The organism is Streptococcus sanguinis, assembly GCF_019929145.1.
Taxonomy (GTDB): domain Bacteria; phylum Bacillota; class Bacilli; order Lactobacillales; family Streptococcaceae; genus Streptococcus; species Streptococcus sanguinis_U.
The window spans coordinates 248,549-269,170 of the sequence record NZ_JAHZOW010000001.1 but is presented as its reverse complement, the minus strand read 5'-3'; the positions used below and the strand labels follow the sequence as shown (position 1 = coordinate 269,170).

The following is a 20,622-nucleotide window of genomic DNA, read 5'->3' as shown; positions in this document are numbered from 1 at the left end:
TTGATAAGCTCACCCCCCTCCTTCACTAGTATAACGAATGGAAAAGTCTTTTGGTTACAAAAATAGAAAAAACCGGAACAATTCCGATTTTTTCTTTGTATTAGCCAGAGTTTCTCAGACCTGTCGCAATACCATTGATGGTGATGTGAATCAGCTTTTCTTGATCTGGTGTAAGCTGGCCGTTTCGCTGACGCTTGATTAGTTCTAGTTGGATATAGTTCAAAACATTGAAGTAAGGCATACGATAGTGCAAGCTATCTCTCAGATAGGTGTTTTCTGCTAGGAGCTCATCATGACCTTCAATCTCTAGAATGACATCCTTGGTCAGCTGCCACTCATCTAAGATAATATTGAAAATATCTCGCACATTCTGATCTTCGCAAAGCTGCGCATACTCAAAAGCAATATTCATATTTGACTTAGACAGAACCATGTCTACATTTGACAAGAGTGACTTGAAGAAAGGCCATCTCTTATACATAAATTGCAGAAAGGCTAAGTTATTTTCTGGGTCTTCATCAATGAATTCCTTGAAACTTGACCCAACACCATACCATCCTGGGAACATAACTCGACTTTGAGACCATGAGAAGACCCACGGAATCGCCCTGAGGCCACCGATTTCAGTGATGGTTTTACGGGCAGCTGGACGTGAACCGATATTAAAGCTAGAGATAGCCTTGATCGGGCTAGATTCAAAGAAATAATCGTAAAAACGCTCATCGCCAAAGACCAAATCACGGTAAATCTGATAACTACGATCAACTACTTGGTCCATAATTCGCTCATATTTATCAGACGTATGGCTATCGCTCTTCTTATGAGTTACCATGCGGTTAATGGCAGCAGACACTAGCATTTCCAAGTTATAGTAGGCTGCGTCTTTGTTTCCATATTTATTGCCAATGACTTCCCCTTGCTCGGTCAGACGGATCCGGTCATTGATACTGCGGAGTGGCTGAGAAGTAATGGCTTCATAGGTTGGGCCGCCACCGCGTCCCACTGTCCCTCCCCGGCCATGGAAGAAGGTAATTTTTACGCCAAATTGATCACCGATAGCTGTCAACTGCTGCTGAGCCTTGTAGAGAGTCCAGCAAGAAGACAGGTAGCCACCGTCCTTATTACTGTCTGAATAGCCCAGCATGATTTCCTGATAATTATCCTTAGAAGCAATCCACTTCTGCGCAATCGGCAGAGACAGGTATTTCTCCATAGTATCACAGGAATTGTCCAAGTCCTCAATGGTTTCAAAGAGCGGAACAATCTGGACACGTGCCCCGTTTTCATCAATCAGCCCTACTTCCTTAAGCATAATAGCCAACTCAAGTAGATCTGATACACTGGTCGAGTGAGAGATAATATTCTGCTTAATGACTTCCTCACCAATGGCATCTTTTAGCTGACGGGCTGTTTTGAAAATCTCCAGTTCTTTTTGCAGGAGTTCAGACTTAGGCTCGTGAGTAGCTGATAGGATACGAGGATCTTCAAGCAGCTGCTTGAGCAGTACTTGGCACTTCTCTTCCTCAGACAGACTACTATAATCTTGAACAATATTAGCTGAAGCCAAGAGCTCAGCCACACAGGCCTCATGAACGCTGGAATCCTGACGCATATCAATGCTGGCCAAGAAGAAGCCGAAAACATCAACCGCTTGGAGAAGTTCAGTCAAGTCCCCACTTACCAAGGCTTCGCCATGATGTTCGATAAGAGAATCATAAATAACCTGCAAGTCTTTTTTAAATTCCTGAGCTGTTTTGTAAGAAGGTGTCTCCTCCTTCTTCAGCTCAGTCAGGGTCTCGCTGATACGAGACTGAATATAGTTAGGAATGATTTCTCTTCCTTTATTGCTGACAGAAAGGTTGGCTTTCGCAGACAATTTTTCCTCAGCTCGGTCAGTCAATCGCTGACCGTCAGTTGAAAAGTTGCCTTCTTTAAGGTAAAGCAAGGTCTGAATCAACTTGGACTGGATATAGTGGAAAGCACGGCGGTAAGGCTCATTTTCACGATAAACAGACTTGTCAGTAGATAGAGCTGCCATTTCTGCTACTGCCTGACTGGTTTCTGAGAGATTGGTCGAGAGTGAGAAGGTGCGATAGAGTGTATAAACCTTGTCAATGTAATAGTTGAGGATGACTTCACTCTGGAGGGTGGCTGACAGTTTCAGAGTTTCTGCGGTTACAAAAGGATTGCCATCTCGGTCTCCGCCAATCCACATTCCCATGGTAATAGGCTTAGGATTATCCAGCTTGATACCGCGCTCTTCTGCCAAGCGTCTGTATTCGACCATAAAGTTGGTGATTGCTTGTAGGAAAGAGCTGTTATAGTACTCCATAACATTGGTAATCTCATTGGTCACTTTCAGCTTCTTCTCACGGATCATATCTGTCTGCATCATGAGCTCAATATAGCGGCGGAGATTTCCTAGCCACTTCTTCTCATTGACTAGTCCTGCTTTAACATCTCGATGCTGACGCAGCAAGCTATGGATATGATTGGTTAAGTCCAGAATAGTCTTGCGCTGAACTTGCGTCGGGTGAGCAGTCAGTACTGGAACAACATTCAAATTTTCCAGAATCTCCTGAGCATTTTCCCGCGTTGAAATCAAGTCAATAGTTGTTGACAGTTTCCCAAGATAATCTTGATTAATATTGTTCTGGTGGTTGATTTCATAAGCTAAGTCCACGTCTTCTGAGATATTAATCAAAAGCGGCAAAATAGAGAAATAACGAGAAATATAAACCATTTCATCTGTCGTTAGTTCTTCTACAATCGCTTTTAACTCATGATATTTGGAGTTAACCGCCAGCTCCTCCATGAGGGAGATTTTTTCAAAGGTCTCAGGGCTGAGAAGATTCCGAGTAATATCGGCAAGCAAGTCTGTCAAAATGGCGACTTCTTCTCGAATCACTTCTTTATTGCTGTAGCTTTCTAATTTGTTAAATGACATAATCTGCACCTTTCATTTTTGCAACAACTGTTCACACGAACTGCGATTAAGTTTCCTCAGACTGGCCTTGCGCCTCCGCTTCCATCTGTTCATAGAGGGCATCACGTCGCTCATTGGCATCAATATTAAGTACCAAGGCGATGGCTACTGACAAGACCAGAAGACTGTTCCCTCCTTGCGATAGGAAGGGGAAGGTTACTCCTGTAGACGGAATAAGGCCTGAAATTCCACCGATATTGATGAAGGTCTGCATGAGTATCATACCGCCGATTCCCAAAGCCATCATGGAGTTAAATGGATTCTTGGCCCGAATCCCGACCAAGATAATTCTTAAAATTAGGAAAAAGAGTAAGGCCAGAATCAGACTGGCACCAAAGAAACCAAACTCCTCTATCACGATAGAAAAAACAAAGTCCGTATGAGCTTCCGGCAGATAACCGCGCTTCTCAATAGAGTTCCCCAAGCCTAGGCCAAACCAGCCGCCATTACTCATAGCATAATAGGAATTAGCCAATTGGTGGCCTGAGCCAGACAGATCCTTAAAGGGATTGAAGAAAGCGCTGAAACGCTTGGCCACATACCCAAAGACTGGAATCTTGGCCACGCGCTCAACCCCAATCAACCAAATGCTCGCCAGAACCAATCCCGAAACACTGACAATGGCTCCCAGCATCGTAGAAAACCATCGATAGCCAATCCCGCTGACAGCAATCATTATCACGACGGTCAAAAATAGAATAGTCGCATTTCCAAGGTCAGGCATAATCGCTACAATCCCAATCAGAATAGCCACCATGGTCCGCCAGTCGTTAAAAGCTTTAGGAAACCAATGATTGTGAGTCAGAGCTTGATAATCATAGACCTTTATCTCCTCCTGCCTCTTAGTAAAGCGAAAAGCTAGATACCAGACCAGAATAATCTTCAAATACTCCGCAGGCTGAATACTGAAAGCTCCAAGCTTGAGCCAACCATGGGCACCGTTAATAGTCCCTGTTATAAAACGAGATAAGAGCAAGAGGATGATCTCAGCAAAGATAACTATAGTCAGGATGCCTCCTTTTTTCAGGAAACCCAAGCGGATTCTATATAGGAGCGCAATTATAAAGAGACTTATTACCCAAAAAATCCCCTGATTCAAGACCATGCCAAAACCATTTCCTCCGGCCTGAATCGAGGTAGGACTCGTCGTTGAATAGACCACAATCAATCCCAAAACAGATAAAATCAAATAGGGAATCAAGATAGAATAATTCAACAAGTGCTTCTTGTCAATTTTCATATTTCACCATTAAACTTCTAAAAATTCAATTCTCATTATACCACCTTTTGGCTTGAAAAAAAAGCATTAGTGGAGAGACTGGGACAATCATGACTTGCTTTGCCTTATTTATATAAAAATGTGATAAGATAGGAAGCAAACAAAGGAGGAGAACATGACAGACATTTATGATATCGAAATCCAAAAACAAGACGGAAGTCTGCAAAAAATGAGTGATTATAAAGAAAAGATTCTGCTGATTGTCAATACAGCGACCGGCTGCGGCTTCACTCCTCAGTACCAAGAACTGCAGGAACTCTATGAGCGCTATCAGAAAGACGGATTTGAAATTCTAGATTTCCCCTGCAATCAATTTGGCCAGCAGGCTCCTGGAGACGCTGCAGAAATCAACAGCTTTTGCAACCTTAACTACGGAACGACCTTTCCTCGATTTGCTAAGATTGATGTCAACGGTCCTCATACTGCTCCACTCTTTGACTGGCTCAAAAAAGAAAAGAGTGGTCTTCTAGGTGAGAAGATCAAATGGAATTTCACAAAGTTTCTGGTCAGCCGAGACGGAACAGTCATCAAACGCTTCTCTCCACAAACCTCTCCCCAGAAGATTGAAGAGCTCATTCAAAAGCTATTATAAAAGGTAAGAAAAAGCAAAACGATTTAGCCAACGGCAACTCATCTTCCACAGCCTGACTAATTTCTTTAAAAACAAGACATTTTGAACTTTCAAAACGTCTTGTTTTTGCTTTATAATATTTCAATTATATTACATTTTATTCATTTTCCAGCAATTCTGGGGATATTTTTTGCTTTTTTATTTGTTTTAAGTTAAAATAAACCAGTATGAGGAAGAGGATTAAACCGCTTGCAATCCTAATTTTCTTTGCTTCTTTTATCGCTTTTATTTTGATAAGCAAGCAAATTACTGACTCTCAGGAAAAGCAAGCACAGGCAAAAATTTCACAAACTAAACAGACTCCAAGTTCCTCAAAAAAAGAGGAAACATCTGACGATTCGTCCTTAGATGAAGAGTTTATTTCCAGACCAATCATTGACATTTCTGGCTGGCAACTGCCAAGTGAGATTAATTACGACTTACTCGCACAGAATGTTTCAGGAGTAATTGTCCGTGTTCATAGTGGAGCGCAGGCAAAAAAAGAAAATGCAGCAACCCATCTGAATGGTCTGGACAAGTCTTATGAAAGACATATCAAAGAATTTCAAAAGCGCAACATCCCTGTTGCTGTCTATGCCTATGTGGCCGCCAATAGCAAAAAGGAAATGGAAAAAGAAGCCGAAAGTTTCTACAAGGCTTCTGCCAAGTACCATCCAACTTATTATTGGCTAGATGTCGAAGAAAAGACCATGTCTGACATGAATGCGGGAGTTGAGGCTTTCCGAGCCAAGCTAGAGTCACTTGGTGTTAAAAATATTGGTATCTATATTGGAACTTATTTTATGGAGGAGCATAGCATCTCTACCGATAAATTCACAGCAATTTGGATTCCGACTTATGGTAATGACGACGGCTACTACAATGCCGCACCAAATACGGAGCAAGATTACGACTTGCATCAGTACACATCACAAGGACAGCTGACTGGCTTCTCCCATTATCTTGATTTGAACCAGCTGTCAACCTTGAAAGACCAGACGGCTACTTATCAAAAGCTATTTACAGTTCCTAAAGAAAGTCAATAGCTCAGAACGACAGCTCAAGTCTCAAAGACTGCTGTCGTTTTTTATTGTCACAAAATAGGAAATTTCCAGCCGTTTCCTCTTAATAAAGCCTATATTTTATGATATAATGATTTGATAAATGAAATTAGAAAAGGAAAATACAATGATTTCTTGGTTGAATAGAATTTTCAAAGGAATGGTCATTGCACTTGGCTTTATTTTGCCGGGAGTTTCAGGCGGTGTTTTAGCAGCTATCTTAGGTATTTACGAACGCCTGATTCATTTTTTAGCACATTTAAAAGAAAACTTCGTCGAAAACGTTCTCTATTTCATACCAGTTGGAATCGGAATGATTTTAGGAATTGCTGCCTTCTCCTATCCTGTCAATCTGCTGCTGGATAACTACAAAGTGATTGTCCTTTGGGGATTTGCTGGAGCTATCATCGGGACTGTTCCCAGCCTCATTAAAGAGTCTGTTGCTAAAAGTGAGCGTGATCGGGTTGATATTCTTGTTTTCTGGGTCAGCCTCATCCTTTCTGGAATCTTTCTTTATTCCTTAAATGGCATGGTCGGCACCTTGCCAGCTAACTTTCTCTCTTTCATCTTAGCAGGAGCCTTGATTGCACTGGGCATTTTAATTCCCGGACTCAGTCCGTCCAACCTTCTCTTAATTTTAGGACTCTATGCCCCTATGCTGAATGGCTTTCGCAAACTGGATCTCTTGGGAACCTTTCTTCCTATCGGAATCGGAGGCGCCTTAGCACTGATTCTCTTCTCTAAACTGATGGATCATATTTTGAAAAACTACTACTCTCGTGTCTATCACTTTATCATTGGCATTGTCCTATCCAGTACACTTCTCATTGTAGTTCCTCAAGCAGGAAACAGTGAAAGCATCAGCTATCATGGAGTTTCTATATTGACACTTGTCCTTGCAGCCTTTTTCTTTGGTCTAGGCACCTGGCTGGGACTCTGGATGTCACAATTAGAAGAGAGATATACAAATGGCTAAAAAATCTAAAATCAAAAAAACACTGGTCGAGCAAATTTTAAGTAAAGCTAAAATTGACCACCGAGGCCTGCAGCTGAATGCCTTAGCAGAACAGCCTGCCGAAAGCTTGGACCGTTCCCAGATTTATAAAACCTTGGCCTTGACAGGAGACAAGACTGGCACAATAATCGGTATCCTACCAATCACAGAACATCTATCCGAAAAGAAAATGGCCAAGATTTCTGGTAATAAAAAGGTCAGTATGATTCCTCAGAAAGACTTGGAAAAGACAACGGGCTATATCCACGGTGCCAACAATCCTGTCGGTATCCGGCAAAAGCACAACTTTCCAATCTATATTGACCAGTCAGCTTTAGAGCGAGATAGCATTATCGTTTCTGCCGGCGAAGTCGGCCGCAGTATCGAAATCAAGGCTCAAGATTTGGCGGATTTTGTTCAAGCTGACTTTGCAGACCTCAAGGAAAATTCTAGCTCATAATTCTTCAATACTGCACCTAATATTCTCAATAAATTCTAAAAAGAAAGAAACAACTTAGCACTATGAAATTATACTTTGTCCGACACGGAAGAACGGAATGGAATCAGGAAGGCCGCTTTCAGGGAGCCAGTGGTGATTCGCCACTGCTGCCAACCGCCGTTGAAGAATTGCATAACCTAGGAAAACATCTGGCTCAGACACAATTTGACAAGATTTACAGCAGCGATCTCCCACGTGCCGTTCGCTCTGCTGAAATTATTCAAGAAGAAAGCCAGTTTCCGACTGAAATCGTATCAATACCTGAACTGCGAGAATGGCAGTTGGGAAAACTAGAAGGCGCAAAAATTTCTACCATTGAAGCCATCTATCCACATCAGATGGCTGCCTTCCGCCACAACCTTTCGCAATTTAATCATACTTTTTTTGACGCTGAGTCAGTCTACCATACGACCCACCGGACCATTTCCTTTATCAAGACCTTAAAGGACAAGGACTATGAACAAGTTCTCATTGTTGGGCACGGTGCTAACTTAACTGCCAGCATTCGGACCATGCTGGGCTATGACACACCTCTCCTGCGCAAGAATGGCGGCCTGACCAACGCCAGCATCACCATCCTTGAAACAGAAGACTTTGAGAATTTTGAGCTGATCTCTTGGAATAATACGGATTATTTAGTTGAAAAAGCAGAAAATTAAGGCTGGATTTCTAGCTTTTTTCTTACTTTATAGCCAAATATAGATGAATTTCCCTATCTTTTGTGATAAAATAGGTAGGAAAACTTTTGGAGGAAAAACATGACTACTGAACATATCGAGGAATTAAACGACCAGCAGATTATCCGCCGTGAAAAAATGGCTGCGCTGGCTGAGCAGGGAATTGACCCTTTTGGCAAACGCTTTGAGCGAACTGCTAACTCTGCTCAACTGAAAGAAAAATACAACGATAAAGATAAAGAAGAATTAAACGAACTCAATGAAACAGCTATTATCGCTGGCCGTCTGATGACCAAGCGCGGTAAAGGAAAGGTTGGCTTTGCTCACATCCAAGACCGTGAAGGCCAAATCCAGATTTATGTGCGTAAGGATGCTGTTGGTGAAGAAAATTATGAAATCTTCAAAAAGGCTGACTTAGGAGATTTCCTCGGTATCGAAGGTGAGATTATGCGGACGGATATGGGGGAGCTTTCTATCAAGGCAACCCACCTTACTCATTTGTCTAAGGCTCTGCGTCCCCTACCTGAAAAATTCCACGGCCTGACAGATGTCGAAACCATCTACCGCAAGCGTTATTTGGATTTAATTTCCAACCGCGAAAGCTTTGAACGCTTTGTCACTCGTTCAAAAATCATCTCAGAAATCCGTCGTTACTTGGATGGACAAGGCTTCCTTGAAGTTGAAACTCCTGTTCTCCACAATGAGGCAGGCGGTGCTGCTGCCCGTCCATTTATCACCCACCACAATGCCCAAAACATTGACATGGTACTGCGGATTGCAACCGAGCTTCATCTTAAACGTCTTATCGTCGGTGGTATGGAGCGAGTTTATGAGATTGGCCGTATCTTCCGTAACGAAGGGATGGACGCAACTCACAATCCAGAGTTCACTTCCATCGAGGTTTACCAAGCCTATGCGGATTTCCAAGATATCATGGACTTGACTGAAGGCATTATCCAACACGCTGCTGTTTCTGTCAATGGAGATGGACCGGTCAACTACCAAGGAACTGAAATCAAGATCAACGAACCATTTAAACGCGTTCACATGGTAGATGCCATCAAGGAAATTACTAGTGTTGACTTCTGGCAAGATATGAGTTTTGAAGAAGCTGCTGCTTTGGCTAAAGAAAAGAAAGTTCCGCTTGAAAAGCACTTCACCGAAGTTGGCCATGTTATCAATGCTTTCTTTGAAGAATTTGTGGAAGAAACCTTGATTCAGCCAACCTTTGTCTACGGTCACCCTGTTGCAGTGTCACCCCTGGCTAAGAAAAATCCAGAAGACCCACGCTTCACGGACCGTTTCGAGCTCTTCATCATGACCAAAGAGTATGCCAACGCCTTCACAGAGTTGAACGATCCAATCGATCAATTATCTCGTTTTGAAGCACAGGCAAAAGCCAAAGAACTGGGCGATGACGAAGCAACTGGCATTGACTATGACTTTGTCGAAGCTCTGGAATACGGTATGCCACCAACTGGAGGCCTAGGAATCGGTATCGACCGTCTGGTTATGTTACTAACAGACGTGACTACCATTCGCGATGTCCTGCTCTTCCCAACGATGAAATAATCTGTATTTTATAGGATATTAAGAAAACAGATCCTGTTGGAATTCCAGCAGGATTTTTTACATCATAAAAAAGTCTGGTTCCCCAGACTTTTGACTATATTATTCATATCTCAGTGCTTCGATTGGATCCAGTTTAGAGGCCTTGTTGGCCGGCAGGATACCGAAGAGAACACCGATGGTTGCTGAGAAGAGAAGGCTGACGATGCTGACTGGTAGAGATACCGTTACTGGTGTTCCTTCCAGCATTTGACTCATGGCCGAGCCTAGTACAGACGCAAGTCCTGCAGCTAGAAGCAGTCCAATCAAACCACCAATCAGTGTCAAAATCATAGACTCAATCAGAAATTGCATCAGTATGTTGCCACGTGTTGCTCCCAGAGCTTTTCGAAGACCGATTTCACGAGTCCGCTCAGTGACCGATACCAACATGATATTCATAACGCCGATGCCACCAACAAAAAGTGAGATTCCGGCGATGGCTCCGATAACTCCTGTCATAGCACCATAAATATTTTGCACTTCCTGATAGAGAGCACTATCATCTGTCACTTGATATTCGCCCTGTTGGAGACCAGCAATTTCTGTTAATTTCTTGGCAACCTTAGGCCCAAGTTCTGGAACTAAGCTAGTGTCATTCACTCGAAGAACAATCTCTGAAATTTCATCTACTCCAAAGTTTGCGGCTATGAGAGTATTGGTCGTAATGGCATTGCCACCATAGACCTGCATGGAGCCAGATGCAGCAGCAGTTTCAGGATCCCTATAAACCCCAATCACCCGATAGTTACTGGCACCTACTGTCACAATTTTATTGATGGCTTCTTCAGCGGAAGAAAAGAGGTTCGCAGCCAGATCTTCGTCCAGCAGCACAACACTTGCAAAGCCTTGATAGTCTTGCTGTCTCAGAGCACGACCAGCAATGATTTTGTATTTTTTTACCTGAATATAGGTCATGTTTGCGCCGACAAAGTTGACGCGCTCAGCCTGCTTATTTTCGTAGCTAAAGGTTTCCATAGCTGAGTTGGTCACATAGTAGCCGTCCACTCCCTTGATATGGGTCAATTCTTTAACCCAAGCTTCCTGGGCCTTGGGTGGCTCTACCACTTCTTCGCTTTCATCTTCCACATTTACAGAATAGAGATCAGCCGTTTGTGTGTAGGAGCCATCCTTACTCTTTTTAGGAGAAAAGACAAGACGCATATTTTTCTGACTTTTGGTAAAACTCTCATTGACCCGCCGGGTAATGGAATCTCCTAAAGCCATGATAACCACAACCGAAGCCACTCCGATAATAATCCCAATCATGGTCAGGAAAGACCGCATCTTGTGTCCAAGAATGGAGCTAATGGCAAATTTCCAGTTTTGCATTAGACTAGTCCTCCTTCCTTAGAGCTATCAGATGAGATGACACCGTCACGAATGACAATCTGCCGTTTGGCATAGGCAGCAATCTCAGGCTCGTGGGTTACCATGATAATGGTTTTCCCTTCTCGATTGAGCTCAGTCAAGAGCTCCATAATCTGCTCACCAGTCTTGGTATCCAAGGCTCCTGTTGGTTCGTCAGCTAGAATCAAAGAGGGATTATTGACCAAAGCACGCGCAATGGCTACCCGCTGCTTCTGTCCTCCGGAAAGCTCTGAAGGCAGGTGATGCATCCGCGTGTCCAGCTCCACCTTGGTCAGAAACTGCTCGGCCAAGGACTTGCGCTTAGATAGACCGACACCTGCATAGATCAAGGGCAGTTCCACATTTTGCAAGGCATTGAGCTTAGACAAGAGAAAGAACTGCTGAAAGACAAAGCCGATTTGCTTATTTCGAACCTTGGCCAGCTTCTTATCTCCTAGCTTAGCGACTTCTTCGCTTCCTAGATGGTATTCACCAGTGGTCGGACGATCCAGCATCCCAATGATATTCATCAGAGTAGACTTACCAGATCCAGACGGTCCCATGATGGCAACAAACTCACCCTCTTCAACCTCCAGACTGATGTCTTTTAATACCTGCAGTTCCTGGTCTCCATTGCGATAGCTCTTATTAATATTTTTTAACTCAATTAGCTTCTTCATAAGATTTCACCTCTTGACCGTCTTTCAAGCTATCTGTCGGATTGATGATAACTTTACTATCCTTTGTCAAACCAGATGAGATTTCTTGATTTTCAGCATCAGCATTTCCGAGCGTCACTTCTGTCTTCTTGGCAACTCCTTTTTCCAGAACCCAAACATAGTTTTTGTCTCCGTCCATTACCACACTGCTAACTGGCACAATGAGTCCCTGAGTATTGTTTTTAACTTCAATATTGACAGAGAAACCTTGTTTGAGCTCACCAATCTCGCTGGTAATATCAATTGTAAATGGATATTTAGAACCTGAAGCTGTTCCGCTGCCACCAGTTCCAGATGGCTGAGCTGCTGCTTGCTGGCCGTCTTTTGGATAGTTGGAAATGTAGCTGATTTTACCAGTCCATTTCTTGTCTGGGTAAACTTTTGATGTAATGGTCACTTCTTGACCGACAGACAAGTTAGCCAGATTGTATTCGGATAATTCACCTTTAATCTGCAGATTTCCATTGCTGACGATGTGAACCAAGGTTTGAGTAGCACCTGTTGTTGATTTTGAAACATCACGGTTGACTTCTACGACCGTACCATCTGCAGTGCTGGTCACTGTTAAGGCATTGAGAGTAGCTTGCGCTTTATTCATATTATCCACTGCATCAGCTCGAGCATCGCGCAGGTCAGCTGCCTGAGACTCCACAGAACGCTGAGCCTGAGCTTCAGACGCCCCATCTGCTTCTTCGTCGCCAGTCGTATTTACAGTCACACCATTGGTTTGCAAGTCATGCAATTGACGATCGGCTTTGCTAACCGCCCGAGCAGCTGCATCATAAGCTGCCTGAGCCTCTGCACTTTTATAAGTGACCAAAGCTTGACCGGCAGTCACTTGGTCGCCGACATTGACAAGCACATTTTCCAAGTCACCCTTGGTGCTGTCATAGTAGATGTACTGCTCATTGCTGGCTGTGACATTTCCTGTCAGTAAGACTGAAGAAGCCACTGAGCCTTCCTTGGCCTTTTGAACTAAGGGAGTCGTATCGATCGGTGCCTCAGAAGGATTCCCTCCATTTAGAAACATGAAGAGAATTGCTCCTGCAACAACTGCAATCGCAGCTCCAATAATACTAAATAATTGCCATTTCTTTAACTTTTTCATCTCTTTTCCTCCTCTTGATGAAAACGATTTTCTTTTGTTATATTATATCACAAGGCTATCATAATTCTTCTAAAAAAATTTACAGTTTTTCACAAATGGTTGCTATTTTATCTCAGATAGTCACTCCGCTTAAATCCGTAGCAGATTTTTGCATTCACCTGCTAAAAAAGGTACAATTACCTCATATAATAGAAGGAGATTCTAACAAGATGAAAGAATTTGATATGATTGCTATTGGCGGTGGCAGTGGGGGAATTGCTACCATGAATCGGGCCGGCGAATACGGTGCCAAGGTTGCCGTTATTGAAGAAAAGAAACTGGGTGGCACCTGTGTCAATGTCGGCTGTGTCCCAAAGAAGATTATGTGGTACGGAGCTCAAATCGCTGAAGCTATCCATCATTATGGACCAGACTACGGATTTACCTCTGATAATCAAGCTTTTGATTTTGCTACCCTTCGGAAAAATCGCGAAGCTTATATTGACCGAGCACGTTCGTCCTACGATGGTAGCTTCAAGCGGAATGGTGTCGAGCTGATTGAAGGCCGTGCCCGCTTTGTAGATGCAAACACTGTCCAAGTCAACGGTGAGCTTATTCGCGCCAAGCATATTGTCATCGCGACGGGTGCTCATGCAGCTATCCCCAAGATCCCTGGCGCAGGCTACGGAGAGAATTCCGACGATGTCTTCGCTTGGGAAGAGTTACCTGACTCTGTTGCCATTGTCGGAGCAGGCTATATAGCAGTTGAGCTAGCCGGCGTGCTCCATGCTCTGGGAGTTAAAACTGACCTTTTTGTTCGTAAGGACCGACCACTGCGCAACTTTGACAGCTATCTGATTGACGGTTTACTCCAAGAAATGGAAAACTCTGGACTCCAGCTTCATACCCATAAGATTCCACAAAAGCTGGAAAAACTTCCTGATGGTCAGCTCAAGCTCTACTTTGAAGATGGCAGCAGTCACACAGCCCAGCATGTTATCTGGGCCATCGGTCGTAAGCCAAATGTTCAAGACCTCAATCTAGAAGCAGCTGGCGTCACTCTCAATGAACGTGGCTTCATCGCTGTAGATGAGTACCAAAACACTGTGGTTCCAGGTATCTATGCTCTTGGCGATGTAACTGGTGAAAAAGAATTAACTCCTGTTGCCATCAAGGCTGGACGAACTCTGTCTGAACGTCTTTTCAATGGTAAAACAAATGCTAAAATGGACTACTCAACTATTCCAACTGTTGTCTTCTCCCATCCTGCTATTGGGACAGTCGGCCTAACTGAGGTAGAGGCTGTTAAGACTTACGGAGCTGAAAATATCCACGTTTACACATCTAGCTTCACATCCATGTATTCAGCTGTCACCCAGCACCGCCAACAAGCTAAGTTCAAGCTCATCACAGCTGGTGAGGATGAAAAGGTCGTTGGCCTGCACGGCATTGGCTACGGAGTAGACGAGATGATTCAAGGTTTTGCTGTTGCTATCAAAATGGGCGCTACCAAGGCTGACTTTGATGCTACAGTTGCTATTCACCCGACTGGCTCCGAAGAATTCGTGACCATGCGATAGAAAATTCAAAATCAGAAGAGGTTTGGTATTCCAGCCTCTTTTTGACTTCTGCTATCATTTTATAATAAAGATGTTGATCGTTCCATAACCTAATCTTTCATTTTACAGACGAATCTTACATTTTTGTAAGATTGTAATTAAAGCTATTTCAGCTTCATTTGACACTCCTTTCAAATATCAGTCTAACGGAAGAAATTCAGATTTTTTTAGACAATAAACTTCTGCATCACTATTTTAAAAGGTAAATTGTCAAATATCCATCAAGAAACTCCAAAGATTATAAAAAGCGATTTTTTTATTAGTTATTATATGAGACAAGGAGCCTGAAATGAAATCTCAGACTCCTTTTTCTTTATGGTAAAATAGCTACAGCTCTAACTGGTGAACCGCTGGCTTGATGCCAGTTGGGAAAACTAATCGAGATGAGAGCACCCTTAACCGGCAGCTGATCCAGATTGGTCATAACTTCTAGCTGATAAATGTCCTGCTCCAAAAGATAGTATTCATTAAGCAATCCATGCTCTGCTGTAGGAATACCCGCATCTGTATCAAAGGTTTCGTGACCTACCGCCTTAACACCACGCTCATGGATAAGGAACTCTAGAGCATCCCGTCCCCACCCAGGAGTATGCTGAATCTCCTGATCATCCAGATTGCGCATAGCTGATTGACTTGGCCAACGCTTGGACCAGTCTGAGCGAAAGGCCACAAACGTCCCTGGCTCAATCCGCCCGTGCTCCGCTTCAAAATCTAAAATATCCTGCTTATCCAGAATAAAGTCTGGATTCTCTGCTACTTCCTTAGACTTATCAATAACCACCAAGGGCAGGAAAAGATCTTTTAGCTCAATCTCTTCCAACCAGCGACCACCCTCCACAAAGTGAATCGGAGCATCAATATGAGTCCCGTATTGACCAACTACAGAAAACTGCTGAACATGAAAACCGTCTTTCAAAGTGAAAATGTCCTTCTTCTCCAAGGCAGGCAGAGCTGGAAAATGCGGACTATCTTCCTTGATCTGATGGGACAAGTTGACCCATTTTTTCTCCTGTAGTTCCTGATAAATTTTTAATAAATCTGTCATAGCCTTCTCCAATCTAGTCAGTCTTGCTTTGGGAAGATGTTGATTACGCACCCACACCTCTAGCAAAAACTCTTATTTACTTTTGCATTATTATATCAATCAAAGTGAGGTGCTGCAATTCTTTATAGCACTTTTAGATAATCCTTTTTTATTGATAAGAATATAGTTTGAAGCTATAGCTAATTTTTCTAATGAAGCCTATTCAAACATTGAAAATTTTGATATGATAGTACAAAGCAATCCAGAAATGAGGAAAACTGATGAGTAAAACAAAAAAACTTCTTGCAGCCTTGGGCATCCTTTTCTTTAATATTTTTGGTCTTATCGCCTTCATCGTCTTGCTCATCAGAAGCAAGAAACGAAAATAATAATCTGTCTGTATAATTGTCTCGTCCGATTAAGAAGGACTTGACTTTTTTTTATTTAGCTTTTAAAATAGTTACCATAAAATCAAAAAGAGGTTTACTATTTATGAACAAGAACAAAGCTTTTCTTCTTGCCCTCCCAGCTATCGGAGCTGCCTTCCTAGCTGTCCTATCCCAATTAACTATTTCCATTGGTCCCGTTCCCATCACGCTGCAGACTTTTGCTGTCGGTTTGATTGCAACGATTTTCAAACCTCGCGAAGCTGTTTTGTCAGTCTTTATTTATCTGCTGCTGGGAGCTATCGGCCTACCGGTCTTTGCTGGAGGGAGTGGTGGTTTCCAGGCTCTCTTTGGCCCTAGCGCCGGCTATCTCTGGTTCTACTTACTCTTTGCCTTTGTGACATCCAGTCTGACCCATAAGGACAGTCCTTTCTATATGGTTTTTATAGCCAATGTATTGGGTGATGCTCTCGTCTTTGTCGGTGGTATCCTAGGCCTCCATTTCTTAGGAGGATTTGATTTCTCTAAGTCGGTCGCGGTTGGCCTTACTCCTTTTATCCTGCCAGACTTGCTAAAAATGGTTGTCATCACCATTATCAGCATTCCTATTTTTAAAAGTCTGAAATTCCATCCCTACTTTTCAGAGAAATAGAAAAAACTGATAGAGGTTTCTCTATCAGTTTTTAAATGCATCCACGAGAACCTGGAATTCTTCATTGGAAAGTGTAATTCCCTTGCCCATTTTGCTGTGGTCTGGACTCCAAGTCCGAATATCATACTTAGCTGGTGCTCCATTAAAGCTAACGCGATTAAGCTCCTTGGTCCAGCCCTTGTCATTTTCAGATAGGACCAGAAGTTTTTCTTCGATTTCGAATGTAAATTCTGCCATATTTCACCTCTTGTTTTATTTTCCAACTAATAATTCGTAAAAGAATTTACAATTTAGGGAATTTTGTTATATAATATATTGTAACAAGTTATGGAGATTTTAGCTATGAAAAAATATCTCGAAATGATTTTACAAAGAGCCAACGAATTTATCAGTGGCAAAAAGAATGAACAAGGACCAGAGGACAGCGGCCGCATCCTGCGTACCATCGAGCTAGCTCTGCGTAAACAATCTGGTGTCCACGTTATCTTTCTGGATAAAAGCTTCACTGGCGATATTGTCAAATACGATCGCGAGCGCCTGCAGCTGATTATCAAAAATTTCAAGAAAAGTATGACCACTATTATCCGCGTGCAAGACATCAAGCGAATCAGTCTCGTACCCAATAATATCCGTGAAGCCCAAAAGAAGGACATTCGCATCACCAGCCATCGTTTCAAAAGATAACTCTTCCATCCAGCCGGATGGAAGAGTTATTTGTTTGTCTGAAAATAAATCGATCGATGCTTCTTGCATCCTGGATTAAAAGAATGAGTACAGATAGGACAAGCATCCTCACAGCCAAGATACTGAGAAATAGTCAGCTCCGTCCTGCAATGACCACAAAGAACTACTCGATCTTCTGACCTACTCACAGGATAGGCCATAAAAGAATGGTCTTCGTAGCGGTCATGACAGAGAAAGCAAGGATAGTATTTCTGACAAGCAAAGCACTTAAGAGCTATGATATCTTTCTCACTGTGATAATGCTGGCAGCGAGTCTCCTCATCAAGAATATCTCCGTAAACCTGCATCATGCTACTTCCTCTCTAAGAACCTCTATTCATAAAGATGGCTTTTAGATTAAAAAGCCACCTATGAATATAAGATTAAGCTCGGACGGTCACGCTAGTGCCATCTTCCTTGTAAAGATTAATCAAGCCTTCCTTTCGAGCCCGCACCATATCGCCAGCCTCTACGGGCTGCTCCAAGTGAATGGTCAGAAGCTCCATCGGATTAGGAGCTCGATCAATTTTGTTACCATCAGCATCACGAAGGTCTGTGACAAAGGTTTCAAAATGACGGAAGCCCGGTCCATAAAACTCAACCTGATCTCCTTCATGGATAACATTTCGCTGACGAATAGTCGCTATCTGACTGTCTGCGTCATAGGCTACTACTTCTGCTACAAATTTGTATTCTGGAATCTTGCGTCGCGCTCCGAACAGCTGCTCATTCTCTGTTGGAGTATGATAGTAAAATCCTGTGGCCAATTCACGTTGAGCAACCTTCCACATCTCATCGACCAAGTCCTGCTTGATAGCTTCAAACTTTTCAGGACTTTCTAGATAAGCATTTACAGCTGCTTTATAGCAGTTAGTCACCGTAGAAACGTAATGAATAGACTTCATCCGTCCCTCAATCTTCAAGCTATCTACTCCATTTTCAATCATGTCTGGTATGCGGTCAATCATGGACATATCAACTGCGGACATGGAAAATTCTTCCGGAACTTCCCCCTTCAAGCTCTTACGTTCTTGTCCGAAAGGCATATCGTAGAGGTCGTATTTCCAACGGCAGGATTGCGAGCAACCTCCACGATTGGCATCTCGCATACTCATGTGGTTGGATAATGTACAGCGTCCAGAGTAGGAAATACACATTGCTCCATGAACAAAGGCTTCTATTTCAACGTCAGTCCGTCGGCGAATTTCAGCTAGCTCAGCCATAGAAACTTCGCGAGCTAGGACAACTCGAGTCAGTCCTAAATTTTTCCAAAACTCAAGCGTTTCATAGTTGGTCGCACTAGCCTGAGTCGATAGGTGGATTTCTAGACCAGGTGCTTCTGATGCCGCAATAGCAATCAAAGCTGGATCAGAAACAATGACAGCCGCAATCCCGATATCCCGCAAACGGCGGAACCACTCACCAGCTCCCTCTTCATTCCCCTCGTGCATGACCATATTGGCCGCGACATAGACCTTGGCACCATAACTAGCCGCAAACTGAACCCCTTCTTCCATCTGTTCAAAGGTAAAGTTCCCAGCCCGGCTGCGCAGACCATAGGCTTGTCCGCCAATAAAAACAGCATCTGCTCCATATCGAACAGCTACTTTTAGCTTCTCCAAAGTACCAGCAGGTGATAACACCTCTGGTCGTTTCAACTTTCTTGCCATCATTTTCTCCTATTTGCAATATAAAAGTGTTGATGTCTAATCCTTATTATTTTATAGTAATTTACCCCTAAAAGCAAGGTTCTTTGAATTATTTTCACAATTCTAATTTTTAGATTATTCGAATTAATTCAAAAAAAGTTTAAAACATCTATTTTTTAGTTCTACTTTATCAATGTTTTTTGTTCTCAAAAAAGAACTCCTAAAAAGAGTTCTCGTTTCTAATTTTATTTTACCATATCAGGGTCATAGTCATAAAATCCGGTATCGAGAAAACGATTTTTCGGATGCAGTTTATGAATCGCCTCATCCAGCACAAAGGCTTGATCTGAGCTAAACTTGCCTGCTTCAATCAAATCTCTCGCCTCAACAAAAATCTTAGCAATCTCAACAAAGTTGTGACCAGGTGTGTAGAGCCCTTCCAACTTCCAGTGGCAGAATCCATGGTCAACCAACTCTATCAGCTTGGTCATCAAATCCAAGTCATTATTGGCAAAAATATGAGTACCATGATTGTCCTCAAAAATCGAATAATGGCTCTGCGGATCGCTTGGTTCTGCCAGAAAGAGATCCCGTTCTCTCGTCTTCTCATCATCGATATGAGTAAAATTATAGTAATTCTGCAAGAGAGGACGCTTGGAGTGATGGATGACACTAGCTCCGTAAACCAAGACTTCAGCAGGAATTTCCAGAATCTCTGGCATCTTAAAAAGCTCTGCAGAAGGAATCTCACGCGCCAAGACAGCTTCTGAAACTCCAGCGTTCTTAGCCCAAAAGTTAATCTGTCGGCTGCTGGTAACCATGGTCGATGCGTCGTAAATGGTTTTTAATTTGTAGCCGTCGCGCTGCAGCACATAGAAAACACCAGCATCCCCAACGGTAATATAATCTGCTCTAATCTCCTGCAAAAAATCAAGATAGGGCTTGATCTTATCCATCATTTCCTGATGCATGAGCGCGTTCACCGCAACAGTCAACTCTTTTCCTGCTTGGTGAACTAAGTCAGAAATTCGAGTTAATTCGTCTAAACTAAAATTATGAGGTAAACGAAGGCCATAATTTTTCTCTCCGACATAAATTCGATCGACATTTGCCTCTAATAGTTCCTCAACTTGTTCTATACTTTCAGCTGTTGCTGTAATAATTATCTTTTTCATAAAACCATTATAGCAAAAAAATATAAAGGAGTGGTTTTTCATTCGAATTTATTCGTTTTGTAATCCTTTTGTAATATTTAAAACTGCAAAAAAATGGTAGAATTAGAGGGTACTGTAAGGAGAGAGAATTATGCACGTAAGAAAATACCAACAATATGATGACCCAACTGACTACTACTACCAAGAAATTGAATCTGAACAAACACCACTCTATCAAGAATACCTACCTGAAGCAGAAACATCACCAAGATTAAGTGAACTCTTTTTCTTCTTAAATATTGCTGTTTTCTGTGTCTTGACAGTTTTGTTTAGCTTTGTATTTTTGAGTTTAAAAATGAATACATTTATGTCCTTCACTTTGGCCATTGCTTCTAGCTTGATTAGCATTCAATCTTATCGCCTGTTCGCAAAGAAACGCCAAACTAGCAAATAAACCAACCCTGTGATTCTACGATTTTAAAATATAAGAAAAAACCGAAGATGCTTTCTATCCTCGGTTCTTTTTTTCGTTCTTGCAAACAAAG

Annotated in this window: 20 protein-coding genes; 10 read left to right on the top strand and 10 right to left on the bottom strand. The window is 42.5% G+C overall.

What is annotated here, in order from left to right; all coding sequences use genetic code 11:
* Nucleotides 1-100: 100 nt before the first annotated feature.
* Together ppc and ftsW are read right to left on the bottom strand one after the other, a co-directional pair.
* Nucleotides 101-2,947 (bottom strand): phosphoenolpyruvate carboxylase, encoded by a 2,847-nt coding sequence (ppc, locus tag K1I94_RS01360; RefSeq protein WP_002906134.1) that lies wholly within the window; start codon nucleotides 2,945-2,947, stop codon nucleotides 101-103.
* A gap of 46 nt (nucleotides 2,948-2,993) precedes the next feature.
* A complete protein-coding gene (gene ftsW, locus K1I94_RS01355; protein WP_223310646.1) occupies nucleotides 2,994-4,226 on the bottom strand; it encodes a cell division peptidoglycan polymerase FtsW in 1,233 nt (410 codons plus the stop codon).
* Between the two features lie 154 nt (nucleotides 4,227-4,380).
* Between ftsW and K1I94_RS01350 the strand changes: the two genes are divergently transcribed.
* The 6 genes from K1I94_RS01350 to lysS all read left to right on the top strand — a co-directional run bounded on the left by K1I94_RS01350 (nucleotide 4,381) and on the right by lysS (nucleotide 9,678).
* Nucleotides 4,381-4,857, top strand: coding sequence for a glutathione peroxidase (locus K1I94_RS01350; RefSeq protein WP_223314175.1), 477 nt, complete (start codon nucleotides 4,381-4,383; stop codon nucleotides 4,855-4,857).
* Between the two features lie 206 nt (nucleotides 4,858-5,063).
* Nucleotides 5,064-5,921 (top strand): glycoside hydrolase family 25 protein, encoded by an 858-nt coding sequence (locus tag K1I94_RS01345; protein WP_002894996.1) that lies wholly within the window; start codon nucleotides 5,064-5,066, stop codon nucleotides 5,919-5,921.
* Between the two features lie 142 nt (nucleotides 5,922-6,063).
* Nucleotides 6,064-6,912, top strand: coding sequence for a DUF368 domain-containing protein (locus K1I94_RS01340; protein ID WP_176693582.1), 849 nt, complete (start codon nucleotides 6,064-6,066; stop codon nucleotides 6,910-6,912).
* On the top strand, nucleotides 6,905-7,390 hold the full coding sequence (locus K1I94_RS01335; RefSeq protein WP_223314174.1) for an aminoacyl-tRNA deacylase: 486 nt from the start codon (nucleotides 6,905-6,907) through the stop codon (nucleotides 7,388-7,390). The genes K1I94_RS01340 and K1I94_RS01335 overlap by 8 nt, the downstream gene beginning before the upstream one ends.
* Before the next feature lie 62 nt (nucleotides 7,391-7,452).
* Nucleotides 7,453-8,088 carry a histidine phosphatase family protein gene (locus K1I94_RS01330; RefSeq protein ID WP_223314173.1) on the top strand — a complete coding sequence of 212 codons (636 nt, stop codon included), beginning with the start codon at nucleotides 7,453-7,455 and terminating at the stop codon, nucleotides 8,086-8,088.
* A 99-nt stretch (nucleotides 8,089-8,187) separates the two neighbouring features.
* Entirely contained in the window at nucleotides 8,188-9,678 is a 1,491-nt protein-coding gene (gene lysS / locus K1I94_RS01325; protein ID WP_223314172.1) for a lysine--tRNA ligase, read from the top strand.
* A gap of 99 nt (nucleotides 9,679-9,777) precedes the next feature.
* On the opposite strand, the gene K1I94_RS01320 is transcribed toward lysS, so the two are convergent.
* From K1I94_RS01320 to K1I94_RS01310, 3 genes are read right to left on the bottom strand one after another with little or no spacing between them, the layout of a single operon-like run.
* On the bottom strand, nucleotides 9,778-11,046 hold the full coding sequence (locus tag K1I94_RS01320; protein WP_176798678.1) for an ABC transporter permease: 1,269 nt from the start codon (nucleotides 11,044-11,046) through the stop codon (nucleotides 9,778-9,780).
* Nucleotides 11,046-11,744 (bottom strand): ABC transporter ATP-binding protein, encoded by a 699-nt coding sequence (locus K1I94_RS01315; RefSeq protein ID WP_004186170.1) that lies wholly within the window; start codon nucleotides 11,742-11,744, stop codon nucleotides 11,046-11,048. The genes K1I94_RS01320 and K1I94_RS01315 overlap by 1 nt, the downstream gene beginning before the upstream one ends.
* Nucleotides 11,728-12,891 (bottom strand): efflux RND transporter periplasmic adaptor subunit, encoded by a 1,164-nt coding sequence (locus K1I94_RS01310; RefSeq protein ID WP_002897231.1) that lies wholly within the window; start codon nucleotides 12,889-12,891, stop codon nucleotides 11,728-11,730. Before K1I94_RS01310 ends, K1I94_RS01315 begins: the two co-directional genes overlap by 17 nt.
* Before the next feature lie 209 nt (nucleotides 12,892-13,100).
* Between K1I94_RS01310 and gorA the strand changes: the two genes are divergently transcribed.
* Nucleotides 13,101-14,450, top strand: a complete 1,350-nt coding sequence (gorA, locus tag K1I94_RS01305; RefSeq protein ID WP_223314171.1) for a glutathione-disulfide reductase — start codon at nucleotides 13,101-13,103, stop codon at nucleotides 14,448-14,450.
* A gap of 352 nt (nucleotides 14,451-14,802) precedes the next feature.
* Here gorA and K1I94_RS01300 read toward each other — a convergent pair whose 3' ends face one another.
* The gene (locus K1I94_RS01300) at nucleotides 14,803-15,534 is read right to left on the bottom strand and encodes a cyclase family protein (protein ID WP_223314170.1); all 732 of its coding nucleotides are present in this window, start codon (nucleotides 15,532-15,534) and stop codon (nucleotides 14,803-14,805) included.
* 471 nt (nucleotides 15,535-16,005) lie between these two features.
* Between K1I94_RS01300 and K1I94_RS01295 the strand changes: the two genes are divergently transcribed.
* Nucleotides 16,006-16,551 (top strand): biotin transporter BioY, encoded by a 546-nt coding sequence (locus K1I94_RS01295; protein ID WP_049547906.1) that lies wholly within the window; start codon nucleotides 16,006-16,008, stop codon nucleotides 16,549-16,551.
* 24 nt (nucleotides 16,552-16,575) lie between these two features.
* Here K1I94_RS01295 and K1I94_RS01290 read toward each other — a convergent pair whose 3' ends face one another.
* Nucleotides 16,576-16,788, bottom strand: a complete 213-nt coding sequence (locus K1I94_RS01290; protein WP_002897227.1) for a YdbC family protein — start codon at nucleotides 16,786-16,788, stop codon at nucleotides 16,576-16,578.
* Nucleotides 16,789-16,878: 90 nt separating this feature from the next.
* Here K1I94_RS01290 and K1I94_RS01285 point away from each other — a divergent pair, with 90 nt between their 5' ends.
* Nucleotides 16,879-17,235: a hypothetical protein gene (locus K1I94_RS01285; RefSeq protein WP_072074253.1), complete on the top strand. Its 357-nt coding sequence runs from the start codon at nucleotides 16,879-16,881 to the stop codon at nucleotides 17,233-17,235.
* A 26-nt stretch (nucleotides 17,236-17,261) separates the two neighbouring features.
* On the opposite strand, the gene K1I94_RS01280 is transcribed toward K1I94_RS01285, so the two are convergent.
* The 3 genes from K1I94_RS01280 to K1I94_RS01270 form a co-directional block, all read right to left on the bottom strand.
* Nucleotides 17,262-17,585, bottom strand: a complete 324-nt coding sequence (locus tag K1I94_RS01280) for a CHY zinc finger protein (protein WP_223314169.1) — start codon at nucleotides 17,583-17,585, stop codon at nucleotides 17,262-17,264.
* A 72-nt stretch (nucleotides 17,586-17,657) separates the two neighbouring features.
* Nucleotides 17,658-18,944, bottom strand: a complete 1,287-nt coding sequence (locus tag K1I94_RS01275; protein WP_223310648.1) for a peptidase U32 family protein — start codon at nucleotides 18,942-18,944, stop codon at nucleotides 17,658-17,660.
* Nucleotides 18,945-19,168: 224 nt separating this feature from the next.
* Nucleotides 19,169-20,098 carry a peptidase U32 family protein gene (locus tag K1I94_RS01270; RefSeq protein WP_223314168.1) on the bottom strand — a complete coding sequence of 310 codons (930 nt, stop codon included), beginning with the start codon at nucleotides 20,096-20,098 and terminating at the stop codon, nucleotides 19,169-19,171.
* Nucleotides 20,099-20,228: 130 nt separating this feature from the next.
* Between K1I94_RS01270 and K1I94_RS01265 the strand changes: the two genes are divergently transcribed.
* On the top strand, nucleotides 20,229-20,531 hold the full coding sequence (locus K1I94_RS01265) for a DUF3270 family protein (RefSeq protein ID WP_002894977.1): 303 nt from the start codon (nucleotides 20,229-20,231) through the stop codon (nucleotides 20,529-20,531).
* Nucleotides 20,532-20,622 lie beyond the last annotated feature (91 nt).

Coding starts and splice junctions, on each gene's coding strand:
- K1I94_RS01300 (WP_223314170.1), bottom strand. CDS start 15,534: ATGACAGATTTATTAAAAATTTATCAGGAACTACAGGAGAAAAAATGG.
- K1I94_RS01345 (WP_002894996.1), top strand. CDS start 5,064: ATGAGGAAGAGGATTAAACCGCTTGCAATCCTAATTTTCTTTGCTTCT.
- K1I94_RS01270 (WP_223314168.1), bottom strand. CDS start 20,098: ATGAAAAAGATAATTATTACAGCAACAGCTGAAAGTATAGAACAAGTT.
- K1I94_RS01285 (WP_072074253.1), top strand. CDS start 16,879: ATGGAGATTTTAGCTATGAAAAAATATCTCGAAATGATTTTACAAAGA.
- K1I94_RS01295 (WP_049547906.1), top strand. CDS start 16,006: ATGAACAAGAACAAAGCTTTTCTTCTTGCCCTCCCAGCTATCGGAGCT.
- K1I94_RS01280 (WP_223314169.1), bottom strand. CDS start 17,585: ATGATGCAGGTTTACGGAGATATTCTTGATGAGGAGACTCGCTGCCAG.
- K1I94_RS01320 (WP_176798678.1), bottom strand. CDS start 11,046: ATGCAAAACTGGAAATTTGCCATTAGCTCCATTCTTGGACACAAGATG.
- K1I94_RS01265 (WP_002894977.1), top strand. CDS start 20,229: ATGCACGTAAGAAAATACCAACAATATGATGACCCAACTGACTACTAC.
- K1I94_RS01350 (WP_223314175.1), top strand. CDS start 4,381: ATGACAGACATTTATGATATCGAAATCCAAAAACAAGACGGAAGTCTG.
- K1I94_RS01340 (WP_176693582.1), top strand. CDS start 6,064: ATGATTTCTTGGTTGAATAGAATTTTCAAAGGAATGGTCATTGCACTT.
- K1I94_RS01275 (WP_223310648.1), bottom strand. CDS start 18,944: ATGGCAAGAAAGTTGAAACGACCAGAGGTGTTATCACCTGCTGGTACT.
- K1I94_RS01310 (WP_002897231.1), bottom strand. CDS start 12,891: ATGAAAAAGTTAAAGAAATGGCAATTATTTAGTATTATTGGAGCTGCG.
- K1I94_RS01335 (WP_223314174.1), top strand. CDS start 6,905: ATGGCTAAAAAATCTAAAATCAAAAAAACACTGGTCGAGCAAATTTTA.
- K1I94_RS01330 (WP_223314173.1), top strand. CDS start 7,453: ATGAAATTATACTTTGTCCGACACGGAAGAACGGAATGGAATCAGGAA.
- ppc (WP_002906134.1), bottom strand. CDS start 2,947: ATGTCATTTAACAAATTAGAAAGCTACAGCAATAAAGAAGTGATTCGA.
- K1I94_RS01315 (WP_004186170.1), bottom strand. CDS start 11,744: ATGAAGAAGCTAATTGAGTTAAAAAATATTAATAAGAGCTATCGCAAT.
- K1I94_RS01290 (WP_002897227.1), bottom strand. CDS start 16,788: ATGGCAGAATTTACATTCGAAATCGAAGAAAAACTTCTGGTCCTATCT.
- gorA (WP_223314171.1), top strand. CDS start 13,101: ATGAAAGAATTTGATATGATTGCTATTGGCGGTGGCAGTGGGGGAATT.
- lysS (WP_223314172.1), top strand. CDS start 8,188: ATGACTACTGAACATATCGAGGAATTAAACGACCAGCAGATTATCCGC.
- ftsW (WP_223310646.1), bottom strand. CDS start 4,226: ATGAAAATTGACAAGAAGCACTTGTTGAATTATTCTATCTTGATTCCC.